This window comes from Vibrio sp. QJM3NY_26 (assembly GCF_057786005.1).
This window is the reverse complement of sequence record NZ_CM173515.1, coordinates 1,432,969-1,445,158: the sequence shown is the minus strand read 5'-3', so window position 1 is coordinate 1,445,158 and position 12,190 is coordinate 1,432,969. Positions and strand designations below refer to the sequence as shown.

General features: G+C 43.1%; 10 protein-coding genes and 1 pseudogene. 9 read left to right on the top strand and 2 right to left on the bottom strand.

The window, feature by feature from the left end; all coding sequences use genetic code 11:
• The first annotated feature begins 7 nt into the window (after window positions 1–7).
• From AC3CH4_RS06450 to AC3CH4_RS06440, 3 genes are all read left to right on the top strand, one after another.
• Window positions 8–1,663 (top strand): DUF1800 domain-containing protein, encoded by a 1,656-nt coding sequence (locus AC3CH4_RS06450; RefSeq protein ID WP_488543474.1) that lies wholly within the window; start codon window positions 8–10, stop codon window positions 1,661–1,663.
• Window positions 1,660–2,973, top strand: coding sequence for a DUF1501 domain-containing protein (locus tag AC3CH4_RS06445; RefSeq protein WP_473577413.1), 1,314 nt, complete (start codon window positions 1,660–1,662; stop codon window positions 2,971–2,973). The genes AC3CH4_RS06450 and AC3CH4_RS06445 overlap by 4 nt, the downstream gene beginning before the upstream one ends.
• A gap of 493 nt (window positions 2,974–3,466) precedes the next feature.
• The gene (locus tag AC3CH4_RS06440) at window positions 3,467–3,709 is read left to right on the top strand and encodes a hypothetical protein (RefSeq protein WP_114633339.1); all 243 of its coding nucleotides are present in this window, start codon (window positions 3,467–3,469) and stop codon (window positions 3,707–3,709) included.
• A 310-nt stretch (window positions 3,710–4,019) separates the two neighbouring features.
• On the opposite strand, the gene AC3CH4_RS06435 is transcribed toward AC3CH4_RS06440, so the two are convergent.
• Both AC3CH4_RS06435 and AC3CH4_RS06430 read right to left on the bottom strand, forming a co-directional pair.
• On the bottom strand, window positions 4,020–4,382 hold the full coding sequence (locus AC3CH4_RS06435; protein WP_017075181.1) for a NirD/YgiW/YdeI family stress tolerance protein: 363 nt from the start codon (window positions 4,380–4,382) through the stop codon (window positions 4,020–4,022).
• A gap of 458 nt (window positions 4,383–4,840) precedes the next feature.
• Window positions 4,841–6,652 carry a PLP-dependent transferase gene (locus AC3CH4_RS06430; protein ID WP_488543473.1) on the bottom strand — a complete coding sequence of 604 codons (1,812 nt, stop codon included), beginning with the start codon at window positions 6,650–6,652 and terminating at the stop codon, window positions 4,841–4,843.
• A 142-nt stretch (window positions 6,653–6,794) separates the two neighbouring features.
• Between AC3CH4_RS06430 and AC3CH4_RS06425 the strand changes: the two genes are divergently transcribed.
• From AC3CH4_RS06425 to AC3CH4_RS06400, 6 genes and pseudogenes are all read left to right on the top strand, one after another.
• The gene (locus tag AC3CH4_RS06425) at window positions 6,795–7,250 is read left to right on the top strand and encodes an Lrp/AsnC family transcriptional regulator (RefSeq protein ID WP_017094327.1); all 456 of its coding nucleotides are present in this window, start codon (window positions 6,795–6,797) and stop codon (window positions 7,248–7,250) included.
• 212 nt (window positions 7,251–7,462) lie between these two features.
• Complete coding sequence (locus tag AC3CH4_RS06420; RefSeq protein ID WP_054546519.1) at window positions 7,463–8,605, top strand: GGDEF domain-containing protein; 1,143 nt, start codon at window positions 7,463–7,465, stop codon at window positions 8,603–8,605.
• 318 nt (window positions 8,606–8,923) lie between these two features.
• On the top strand, window positions 8,924–9,832 hold the full coding sequence (locus AC3CH4_RS06415; protein WP_488543472.1) for a dienelactone hydrolase family protein: 909 nt from the start codon (window positions 8,924–8,926) through the stop codon (window positions 9,830–9,832).
• 307 nt (window positions 9,833–10,139) lie between these two features.
• Window positions 10,140–10,943, top strand: a complete 804-nt coding sequence (locus AC3CH4_RS06410; RefSeq protein WP_065205432.1) for a MetQ/NlpA family ABC transporter substrate-binding protein — start codon at window positions 10,140–10,142, stop codon at window positions 10,941–10,943.
• Window positions 10,944–11,132: 189 nt separating this feature from the next.
• Window positions 11,133–11,813, top strand: a complete 681-nt coding sequence (locus tag AC3CH4_RS06405; RefSeq protein WP_488543471.1) for a haloacid dehalogenase type II — start codon at window positions 11,133–11,135, stop codon at window positions 11,811–11,813.
• A 76-nt stretch (window positions 11,814–11,889) separates the two neighbouring features.
• Window positions 11,890–11,985 (top strand): annotated as a pseudogene (locus AC3CH4_RS06400) (Lrp/AsnC family transcriptional regulator); the annotation flags it as partial.
• Window positions 11,986–12,190 lie beyond the last annotated feature (205 nt).

The window sequence follows — 12,190 nt, the reverse complement described above, 5'->3', positions numbered from 1 at the left end:
GTTTTTTATGTTAAAGCGTTTTAGCTTCAAATTATGTATATGCTTCGTTAGCCTCTCATTGCTTTCGGCTTGTGGCGGAGAAGATAGCAGTTCGGGAAATGGTGGAACTCCTGAACCTGCTTCCCTGACTCAAGATCAGCGTTACGACCTTCTCTATCGTTCGACATTTGGCCCACAGCCAAACTCCTATCAAGAATTAGAAAACTTAGGCTATATCAATTGGCTAGATAAGCAGTTTTCTGCGGCCCCAAGTTTGCACTCAACACGCCTGAAATCTTACTCACTGGAAGCTGATAAAGACACTTACAATCAAGCAGATCGCGTGGCAGTTTGGTGGGATATCAGCATTAATGCAGCAGACCAATTACGACAGCGAGTCGCGTTTGCATTGAGTGAAATTTTTGTGATTTCACGGTATGGCGCTAGCTTGGGTGGTCGCACGCTAGAGATGACCGACTACTATGACATGCTCATCAAGCATGCTTTTGGCAATTATCGTGATCTGATTGAATCAGTGACGCTTCATGCAGCGATGGGCGATTATTTGTCAATGATGGCTAATCAAAAAGCTGATCCAGAGAGTAATCGCTTCCCTGATGAAAACTATGCACGTGAAGTTATGCAATTGTTTAGCATCGGGCTTTATGAATTAAATTCCGATGGTACAGAGAAACTTGATAGTCAGGGGCAATTGATTCCAACTTACTCGCAGGATGACATAGAAAACCTTGCACGGGTATTTACTGGTTGGCACATAGCTGAGAAAGCTAGACCATCGTGGGGTTCTAAAGATGGGAATTGGTTCCTGCCAATGGTCGCTTATCCTGAGCGCCATGATGATGAAGAAAAGGTGGTGATAGGCGAGGTATTTGCACAAGGACAAACCGCTGAGCAAGATATGGCACAGGCGATGGATATGTTGCTTAATCACCCCAATACGGCTCCGTTAATCAGTAAACACCTTATCCAAAGACTGGTGACCTCGAACCCTTCCCCTGCTTATATTGCTCGAATTAGTGCACTATTCGCCGACAATGGTGAGGGGGTTAGAGGTGATCTTAAAGCGGTAATTCGCGGGATTCTAACTGATCGTGAAGCGCTTAGCGGCAGTGTTCGATCGCCCGCCAAGATGAAAGAGCCTTTAATCGCGATGACCAATTTTCTCCGCGCATTTGAAGCAAAATCAGCCGATCCTTCGGGGCGATTCCATAACTCTATCGACATGTTCGGGTCATATGGGCAGTCTCCGCTAGGTTCGCCCAGTGTGTTCAATTTCTTTTCTCCTGACTACGCCCCAAATGGTGAGATCGCTGCCGCAAATGATGTTGCACCAGAGTTCGAGATACTGAGCTGGAATAATTTCATTCTCACCAATAATCAGTTTTGGAATGCAACGGGCAGAACAAATTACGAGGGTGAAGATAATCCTAAACGCATTGTCATAAATACAGCACCTTTAGAAGCGGTCGCTAATGACCACATAGCATTGATCGAAGAAGTTGAGAGGCGTTTACTGTCTCAGAGAATGAGTGAGCCACTCAGAGCCGTGGTATTGGAGTCTTTAAAAAGCCTTCGCGATACGCAGCAAAGTTTAAAGGTCCGCAATGCACTGTATATTGTTGTGACTAGCCAAGAGTTTCATATTGAGGAATTAGCCCAATGATTTCACGTCGTCAACTATTAGCGGCTATGGCTTCGACACCAGTTGTCTCAATGATGGGAACTGGCTCTGCACATGCGCTGCCAAATAATGATTATCAAGCGCTAGTTTGTGTGTTTTTGTTCGGCGGAAATGATGGCTTTAACATGTTGGTGCCCAACGATAATGCACACTATGATGAATACGCAGCAGCTCGTCCAGATATTGCCATCTCACAAGCATCATTATTGCCTTTGTCATTGAATACAGGCTCAGGTCTGACATTAGGTTTACACCCATCAATGATTGATGCTCAAGGTTTGTTCAATAGCGGAAAAATGGTCGCCATTTCAAACAGCGGAGTGTTGATTGAACCTTCAACAAAAACGGGGTTAAAGGACGGAACGCATGCGATGCCACCGTTTTTATTCTCTCATAATTCGCAGCAAACTGAATGGCAACGCGGTTGGTCTGGAAGTACAACAACGTTAGGCTGGGCAGGTAGAATGATGGACGTACTCAGTAGCGATACAGATACAATTAGCCCAACATTTAGCCTTAATGGATACGCTCAGCTATTAAATGGCAGCGACTATGGTGCCAATCTTATTAATGCCTCGTCGTTGCCTAAAGTGAATGCTATAAATAACGCTCAGCGCCGTAAAAGCTTTGATCAGGTGATGAACCTATCTCCTCTGACTGCGTTTGGAAGAGAGTTTGATCGTGTGAAGAGTGATTCAATTTCAATACGAGATACACTAGCTTCAGCGATTGATTCAATACCTGAAGAAGGGCATTTCCCTGACATTTCTCTAAGTCATCAGTTACATACGGTCGCGCGATTGATTAAGTCGAGCGATCAACTAGGGCATCAGAAGCAAGTTTATTTTGTCGGCTTAGGTGGCTTTGATACACATGCCAACCAGTTGAATGACCATGCGGAATTGATGAGTGCTTTGAGTCAGTCGCTTGCAGCGTTCAATCAGTCAATGGAAGCCGCGGGGCTGAGCGATAAAGTAACAACAATGACAATGTCTGACTTTGGTCGACGCCTAGCGAGCAACGGCACCGGGACAGACCATGGCTGGGCAAGCAATCATCTTGTGATGGGCGGAGCATTAAATAGTGGGCAGCTATACGGACAGTGGCCATCATTAATCTTGGATGGGGAGAATGATTTCAATAAAGGGCGAATGATTCCGACGACTTCTGTGGAGCAAATTGGTGCGACAATCGCAAAATGGATGGGAGTGACAAGTGATAGTGCAATGGATTATATCTTTCCAAACTTAGCCAATTTCACGGTACAAGATTTAGGGTTCTTAAGAGTATAAAAATTGAATGTTTATTAGAACCACCAGTACCCTTTGGCCAACATGTTATTGAATTTCAGGCATAGTTAAATAATACATATGTTTTAGGAAACTTTGCTGATTGACTTATCATTAAAACGACGACTAGTGATAACGATTTTAAAGTCCATTGTCAGAATCTTACCAAGACAAAAGATGTACTACTCCATTAGGACAGGCTCGATATTTTCCCCTCAAATGAAGTTCAACGATCTCTTTAGATTAACGACCGAGGGGAGAACATTCTTGATCGCTGAATATACAGCATCACTTGTAACGTTCGCATTCAGTTACTCCCCTTTCCGACTATCAATAAGAGGTTGAAGAAGTAAGCCGTACCCAGTTACATTCCTTTGGATTACTGTATTTACACTAGCTTCTTATGGTTAAAATGCCGTATGGTACAAACAATCAAATTATAAATACTCGCGGCCTTTGCCACAGAGACTCTCCATTTTAAACGAAAAGACTTACTATGAATTTTGATATCAATGCACTAAAACACCACCAACTGGTCGAAGATGGTCAACTCGAAGGGTGTTACATTCATCAGCCAGTACAAGGCAGTCAGCCAGATGATAAAGATGTTTTAGCAGAGCGCCAAGCGCTGGAAAATCTGGGGTATAAGGTGGTACAGGTTAAAGCTAAAGGCGGGACAACAACGTTTGCCGAGGCTATGCAAGAGCTTGCGAAGAAGACTGGCCACCAGCCCAAATAGTAAACGAGTGAGCAGAGAGAGTTACACCGTTTTCCCCAAAATGAGTCACCGCTATATTTGGTCTCAAACACAAAAATGGGTTGGTACAGCCGAAATTCAGTCTATTACCTAAGAATCTAGCTTTATTAGAGACGGAGACTGTTTACTGAATTAATGTTGGACGGGTATGGCACTTAGCTATGAGTTATGAGCAATAGCACAAAGTAAATACATGCTCTCTATTTGTCATAGTTCTAAAACTTTAAAGGAGCCACAATGAGCTCCTTTGAGGTTTAAGTTATCGCTTCAGTTACTACTGCATTCACTCGATTTAGCTACCAATCGCAATTCTATCAACTTCAATTGTTGCCTCTTCCCAGCTATCTTTTTCAACGTTGCCAACAATCGTTATCTTGTCATTTGGAGCAATAGTCAAACCAGCCCAAGCTTCATCCTCTACTTCGATCACAATTGTGTTTTTGCCATCAGTAAACTTGTACTCGTCATCTCCCAAAGAGTGCACAATGTTACCCGTCACCTGAACTTGGGTATCATCTCTTGCTTCTAGGACTTGAGCAACCGTAACAGGAGCGCTAGCCGTCGGGCCATTAAATCCGCCCGTTGCTGGTAAAGTGTTTGCTGTTGCTAAGCCTGAAGCCAGAACCAGTGTAGTAGCAATAAGTACGTTTTTCATAAGAACCTCTAAGGAGTCATAGTTTGTTTTGATGGGTGTACTATGCAGGAGGTGGTATTAATCGCGGATGAAAGTAGCGTTCATAATTCATTCATGTTGAAAATACGTAGAATGACAATACCCAAAAAAAACATAACCATATGATCTTAATGGTGATCTTAAACGCTATCTTAATCGAATAATTTTACTTTTTACGAAAATCATTCCTTTTCTAGAGCTCTTGCTCTTTGTTATTCAGTATTCGCCCAGTAATAAGTCATCAACAGAGTCGCTTTCCAAGCACCAATTGAATAGCACTCGATGAAACTACACAGTGAGAGCCTTCTAAAACTAAGGCCTCGCGCGCGGCCTTAGTTTTTCTATCTAGTGATTATAACTGCACTCTAACGGTTACAGTTACCCTACTTCACTGACTTTTCTTGCTAACCTTTATTGCCAGCTTAGCTTACTGACCTAAGTTACTGAGTAAGCTGACTGAACTTCGGCAAGCTCTTCACAAACCTCTGGTGCACATCCATATAGGTTTGCATATAGATTTCATCGATATTGTCGCCACTCGGGAAGCTAGATGAGAAGTCGGCGTGCTTACGGTCAATGGACAATTTGGCCGCCTCGACTATATGAGCGATGAACATTCGAGGATCTTCTAAGCCGATAGAGATACGCATTGTGGTCGGTTGGATGCCTGCTTCATTGAGCGCCTCATCACTGAGTTCAGAGTGCGTAGTTAGTGCCGGACACAGCGCCACGGTGTTGGTTTGCCCTAGACTCACTTGCATGCCGATAGCAGGCTCAAGCATGTCGAAGAACTGTTTAAACCCATCACGATTGATTGGCGCCCGATCGCCGTTGCCTTCCATATCGATAGTAAACAGCGCCGCTGGTAATCCTAAGTACATGTTATTTTGGCAATGTTCATAGTTATCACTGTCTGGCAAAGCAGGACACGACACATTGATGTCTGGGTGAGCATCAAAGATCTTCGCGAGAGTCAGTGTGTTAATGGTTTTCTGTACCACACGCATCTCATACGTTTTCATGCCGTTAAGCACTTCAAACGCTTTGTCTGCATCTAAGAATGCGCCTTTAATGTAATACACATTCCAAAACAGCGTTTCGTTCCATGGAATAGTGACCTCATCGCCGTTAGGTTTGTTACAGGTGACCTCTTCTCCTTTTGGCACAAACATGGTCTCGTTACGACCGATGACTACCCCAGCCGTTGTGGTGCCGGAACCCGCCAGTTCTTTGGTGTAAGAGTGAATAACATAATCTGGCCTTTCCATAACATCATCGCGTTTTAGTACTGGGTGCAACAATGGCGTACCTACTGTTGAGTCGACAATCACATCCCAACCACGAACGTGACCAGCTTTGCTGATACTAGCAACATCCAACACGTATCCATGCGGGTTACACGGTGACTCTAGGTAAACGTAGATTTTCTTACCCGCAGCGAGGCGATCAGCGTATTTATCGGCAACCTCATCTAGGCGAGTCGCAAACTCATCACCAGAGTAACCATCGACCCACTCTACCGCGACATTCAGGTTCGAAGGCTTGCCAAACCAATCTTCCAACAGCTGGTAAGAACCGCCATAGATATTGCGTGAAGCCAAGACAATGTCTTCATGCCCGAGCAAGTGGCTTAACAACCCATCAATAGCCGCCATCCCCGAGTTAAAGTTCCATGCGAGATACTCGTTGGCTCTAGAACCTGCCTCAATATCAACCATGTGATTAGCCAGTGAAATCGATGTAGGATTGAGAAGACGAGAGTAAATATCGTGCAGCGGCTCTTTACCGTTGAACGCATCTTCAATCCATTCTGTACACGCAAACAAATAGGTCGCGGTGCGAGTAATCACAGGACTGGCAGAGAAAATAGCAGCAACATTATCGAAGATAGGATACGCGCCTTTAGACGCAAAATTACCATTATTGGTGGCAATAGATTGGTAAGTCGCGCGCATTGGGTTTTGCAGATTGTCGAGGATCTTAGCGATCTGGAATGACAGAAAGCGTTTAGCGTTAAACCAAGCGATTCGGTCACTCTTGTCAAGCTCTGAAAGCCCATCAACGGTTAACGCCCAAAGGTCATGCGTCTTGGTATTGGCTTTATACAATGTCGCCGCCAGTTCAATCAGTGTGACGCCGTAATCACTATTTGGGTCGATACCAAAGTGTTTTGCCTGCTCAATGGCAAGAGCTTCTGCTTGTTCGTGTTTGGTGGTTTTACGCAGCGGGCTAAGTTGAGTTGAAGTATTCATAATTCCTAAGTCATTCCATGCTTGTTATTCCTCCTTTAATTTTAGTTTTGGGCAGATGTTAAAAATTGCTATTTGCGAAGTAAGACATACACTTTGAGCAATAATATTGCCAAACTAAATTCGATATTGATGGATTATGCTAATGGACGAGATCGATAAGAAAATACTGGCTGAACTGCAAAGCAACGCTCGGCTCACCAATCAAGAGTTGGCCGATCGCGTGGCACTTTCACCCTCTCCTTGTTTGCGTCGAGTTCGCTCATTAGAGAAACAAGGGATTATTCGCGGCTATCACGCTAGTGTCGACCAAGAAGCATGCGGCTTGCCTGTGAATGTGTTTGTGTTGGTGAAACTTGAAAAGCCAACTGAAGAGAATATGCGCGACTTTGAACAACACATTGAAGTGATAGATGAAGTATTAGAGTGCTTTCTGATGACAGGCAATCACGACTACCTTTTGCATGTGGTCAGTGAATCGCTCAAAAGCTATGAACAATTCATCCGCAAACAATTAACCCGCCTACCCAATATCGCCTCTATAGAATCCAGCTTCGCCTTCGGTCAGGTAAAAACAAAGACCAAGTTGCCAGTGAGGTAAATGCGGGGCGCTATTGGGTCCAGAATCTTGATGGCTTGAATTTTGACGTGACACTTTCTAGTTCAGAAATGCCCTAGTGCTAGCTCGCGCACCTGAACATAAATTGATCTGCATCAGCATATGGTTTAATAATGATTAACTACTAAATATTAATAATACAAATTGCGTAATACTGAATTGAGAGAGTTCATTTTTACGTTGTTGGTGATTTCATGGATGTACACACCTTAGCTATATATACCTCTTTGTTAGCAGCCACGGTTGCGAGTGCTATGTTGTTAACGCATAAATATATACTCGCAGGCACCACCTTAGGGGTGAATTATATTGCTTATGCTGCTTTGCTGTTAGGAGCCAGTGTTACACCACTTTCATTCGGCGTTACTCAATCTTCAGAATCCATCGTTTTTCTTTCCAATGGTGCATACGCAACGGCTTTTGGTTTACTACTCGTCGGCATAACCGTGTTACGAGGAGCAAGTCGATCTTTTCTCGTAATATCAATGATCATTAGCTCCCTTGGCATTAGCTTCTTTCTTTATAGCGCCATAATCGCACCTTCTGTTACTTCTAGGATCGAAGCTCGAAGTATTCTCGTTGTGACGATATGTATCTTAGCCCTATGTGCAAACTATTCCGGGGAAAAACACGATAACAGAGAAGCAAAGTGCCTGTTGAACCTGACCCTGTTTATCAACATTCTCTATATGGCAATGAGGGGCGTACTTGCTCATACCAAAGGAACGAATTCAAACTATTACCTGATATCAGATATTCATAAATTGTCTTTCGTTATCATGACAATCACAATTGTTAGCCTCGCATTTTCAGTGTTTTGGATCTTAACTGATCGTTTATTAAAGCAAACCTATCGCTCATCTATCACTGATGAACAAACAGGCCTTTATAACCGTAGAGGCCTAGCAGAGCTGATACCCAAGCTTGTTCAACCAGGCCGAGAGAGTGACATTTCTGTGCTGATGGCCGACCTAGATCATTTCAAAAAAATTAATGATACCTATGGTCATGACAAGGGAGATGATGTAATTAAGCACTTTGGTCAAATTCTTGAAGATACATGCCGAACAAGCGATTTCTGCTTTCGCTATGGTGGAGAGGAGTTTGTTGTCATGTTACCTAGAGCGAATAAAATTCAAGCAATGCAAATAGCTGAAAGAATAAGGAACCACGCAAAACACAACTCCAATCAAGAGCTCTCATCTGGCAGGTATACTGTCAGCATTGGAGTGACTCAAGCTCTCATAAACGATGACTGGAATTCATTAATTAAAAGAGCGGATAACGCCCTCTACGACGCAAAATCTCAAGGGCGCGATTGCATTGTTGAACGTTAACAAAATGTGGTAGTTAAATATTCATATTAAGAAAAAAACAAGCTTTGCCCAATTTAAAGCTAGAACTTCCTCAAAGCCAATAATCAAAACCGCCCTACTTCACTGACTTAATCACTTACATCAACCTTGTGTTGATTGATTCAGTAAAACAAACCTAAGAGATGGGAATCGATTCCGAAGTGATCGTTTTATCTGACTGTCATCTAATTTTTGTACTTTGATATAACAAATAGCCTAAAAGATATTGAGCGATCGTTCAAATATATTGAAATTTCCACTATAGTTGATTGGTAAAACAACTCACAACAAGGAAAAGTTATGAATCAAAGTACCGAGTCTCAATCAGATCCAACTCGATCTATCCCTCAAGAAGCATTTGATTGGTATGACGAATATGCGCACGGTCTGATTGATCGCAGAGAATTTATGGCTCGTCTATCTGGGTTGGCTGTACTTGGCTTAACCATGACAACGCTAACTTCTGCACTGATCCCTAATTATGCGCAGGCAGAGCAAGTCTCTTTCAATGATCCTTCCATCACAGCAACCTACGAGACATTTCCTTCACCTAAAGGATACGGAGAAGGCCGTGGTTATTTAGTGGTACCAAAAGAGTTAGCTGATAATGCGCCAGTTGTCTTAGTTGTTCATGAAAATAGAGGCTTAAACCCATATATAAAGGATGTGGCAAGACGACTCGCAGCCGCGGGGTTTATTGCGTTTGCACCTGATGCACTCTATTCGCTTGGTGGGTATCCAGGTAATGATGATGAAGGTCGAGCAATGCAAAAATCATTATCCAGAGAGAAAATCGAAGAATACTTTATCGCCGCTGCAAACTTTTTGAAATCTCATGAAAAAAGTAACGGTAAGCTAGGCGCAGTCGGATTTTGCTTCGGTGGCTATATCGTAAATATGTTGGCGGCGGCAATGCCAGAACAACTGGATGCGGGCGTTCCGTTTTATGGTACTCCTGCCGCACCAGATTTAAGAAAGAATGTTAAAGGGCCATTGCTCATCCAATTTGCGGGAATCGACAAACGTGTGAATGCAACTTGGCCAGAGTATGAAGCTGAACTCAAAGAGATTGAGGCAGACTACACCGCTTACATCTATGACGGTGTGAATCATGGCTTCCATAACGATTCAACAGGTCGATATGCTGAAGAAGAAGCAGAGTTAGCGTGGGCACGTACACTTGAGTTCTTTAATAAAAAGCTTTCTTAATAGGCAGCTTTACCGAACCCGTTTTCTTTAAATTCCAAGTTACTGCCCTATACCTTATTCAACGAAACCCAAAAGGCCTCATACGTGCGAGGCCTTTGTTTTCTCAACGCTACATGGGCTTGCCCTACAGGTAGGTTTGGGGGTGTCGACATTCTGGTATTAAGTACACCTAGCTGCTTAATATCAATCTAACCTCTTAATATCAATCTAGCTTTGCTTCTAACAAACCTATTGACCCGATCGCATAAATAGATAATATAGACATCTAGACGCCTATATGTCTTTTGGTTAATTAAATGGAGTTATCATGAACAGCTACAAAAAAATCACAGCATCCCTGTTGGCATTAGCTTTCGTATTCGGCGTAACAGGATGTGGAAAAAAAGACGAGGCTGTCATCAAGATAGGGGCGACAGTTGGCCCACATGCACAAGTTGTACAGGCAGTCGCCAAAGAAGCAGCAAAGCAAGGGATTAACATTGAACTCGTCGAATTCTCAGACTACATCACCCCTAACGCAGCATTGGACGATGGAAGTATTCAACTCAATAGTTACCAACATCAGCCATTTCTCGACAACTTTAATGCCAATCACGATAGCCAGTTAGTTTCTATCGGACGTTCAATTTTGATGCGTATGGGCGTTTACTCTAACAAGTACACTTCGCTTGACTCTATCCCTGATAACGCACGAATCGCGATTCCAAACGACCCAACGAATGGCGGGCGTGGACTATTACTACTTGAAGATGCCGGGCTGATTTCATTAAAAGACAACGCTGGTTTCAACGCATCTTTAAACGATATTGTTAGCAACCCGAAGAACATTCGATTTGTTGAAGTGGATGCCGCGCAGTTACCACGCTCTCTTGACGATGTAGATGCTGCTGCAATCACCATGAACTATGTGATGTCGGCTGGACTCGATCCTAAGAAACAAGGTATCTACTTAGAGAAGAAAGATGCACCTTTAGCCGTGATGGTTGTAGCGGCGCGAGAAGAAGACAAAAATAATGAAACGTATAAAAAGATCATCTCAATTTACCACTCACAAGAGATTAGTGACTTTTTAGACAGCACTTTCAAAGGCACCATAGAAGCCGCAAATTAAGCTAAAGATTTGGCGTTGCCTGATACTTATGAAGCAACGCCAGACCTGAGTTGACGGGTTGTCGCTGACGCATTCCAGCCCCTTTTCAAATTAGAGAGTAAAGCATAAATTACTTAAATCGAAGTTGAAAACCGTATCGTCAGAGCAGATTATGTAAGCATGAAATTCAATTAAATCTGGGTTCTTCGCATGAAAAAAGAAGTGGTACTGTTTGATATAAATGAAACGGTTTTAAATTTGGAGTCATTACAGCCTAAATTTAAAGCGGTATTTGGCAGTGAGGATGCACTATCGCTTTGGTTTTCAAAGCTTTTACATTCCTCAACGGTTTGCATCGCAACAAACGTAAAATCTACTTTTTCTGAATTAGCGAATGCAGCGCTCGACGCTATTGCACAGCGGTACAAGTGTGATTTAACGGCGGAAAGCAAAGATGCTTTGTTAACTTCCTTTGCCAATCTACCACCGCACACTGATATCAAAGAGTCTTTACATAAGTTGCGTAAAAGTGGTTTTAAAACAGTCGCGTTTTCCAACTCATCCCTCGACCTTATCACTTCTCAAATCAAGAACTCGGGCTTAGAAGATTATTTCGACACCGTCATTTCTGTTGAAGAAACAGGCAGTTTCAAACCAAATTCAGACGTGTATAAATTTGCAGCAGAAACTTTACAAGAGCCTGTCGATAACCTTCGTCTTGTCGCTACTCACGATTGGGACACTCATGGTGCGTTATCTGCTGGCTTACAAGCCGCCTATATAGACCGAACAGGTGTTGAGTATCATTCCTTGTATTTGAAGCCGGAGATTAGCTCAAAGACGATGGATGGTGTGGTAGAGCAGATAATTAAGCACAATTTAGACAAGTAAAACCTCAAGAGGCTTTTGCTACTCCCGCTCGATACAAACAAAAAGGCTTCGCACACGCGAGGCCTTAATTCTATCTACAGAGCAATTAACTCGCCTACCCAATATAGCTTCTATCGAATCCAGCTTCGCCTTCGGTCAGGTAAAAACAAAGACCAAATTGCCAGTGAGATAGATGAAGTTCGCTTTTGCTCGGGGTTTATGGGGCGCTAGAGGCTGCTCTTCAAAATTCCTGAACTGCACCAACAAATATTTCGCCCCATTCCGCATTAACGTAATTACTTCGTGGAAGATCGAGCTACTGGAATTTCAGTACTTTTTCTCAAAGCAAACTGACGACGTGGAGTTGCAAGTTGGTGATATTGGAGTTTGAGTTTGTA

Coding starts and splice junctions, on each gene's coding strand:
- AC3CH4_RS06450 (WP_488543474.1), top strand. CDS start 8: ATGTTAAAGCGTTTTAGCTTCAAATTATGTATATGCTTCGTTAGCCTC.
- AC3CH4_RS06445 (WP_473577413.1), top strand. CDS start 1,660: ATGATTTCACGTCGTCAACTATTAGCGGCTATGGCTTCGACACCAGTT.
- AC3CH4_RS06440 (WP_114633339.1), top strand. CDS start 3,467: ATGAATTTTGATATCAATGCACTAAAACACCACCAACTGGTCGAAGAT.
- AC3CH4_RS06435 (WP_017075181.1), bottom strand. CDS start 4,382: ATGAAAAACGTACTTATTGCTACTACACTGGTTCTGGCTTCAGGCTTA.
- AC3CH4_RS06430 (WP_488543473.1), bottom strand. CDS start 6,652: ATGAATACTTCAACTCAACTTAGCCCGCTGCGTAAAACCACCAAACAC.
- AC3CH4_RS06425 (WP_017094327.1), top strand. CDS start 6,795: ATGGACGAGATCGATAAGAAAATACTGGCTGAACTGCAAAGCAACGCT.
- AC3CH4_RS06420 (WP_054546519.1), top strand. CDS start 7,463: ATGGATGTACACACCTTAGCTATATATACCTCTTTGTTAGCAGCCACG.
- AC3CH4_RS06415 (WP_488543472.1), top strand. CDS start 8,924: ATGAATCAAAGTACCGAGTCTCAATCAGATCCAACTCGATCTATCCCT.
- AC3CH4_RS06410 (WP_065205432.1), top strand. CDS start 10,140: ATGAACAGCTACAAAAAAATCACAGCATCCCTGTTGGCATTAGCTTTC.
- AC3CH4_RS06405 (WP_488543471.1), top strand. CDS start 11,133: ATGAAAAAAGAAGTGGTACTGTTTGATATAAATGAAACGGTTTTAAAT.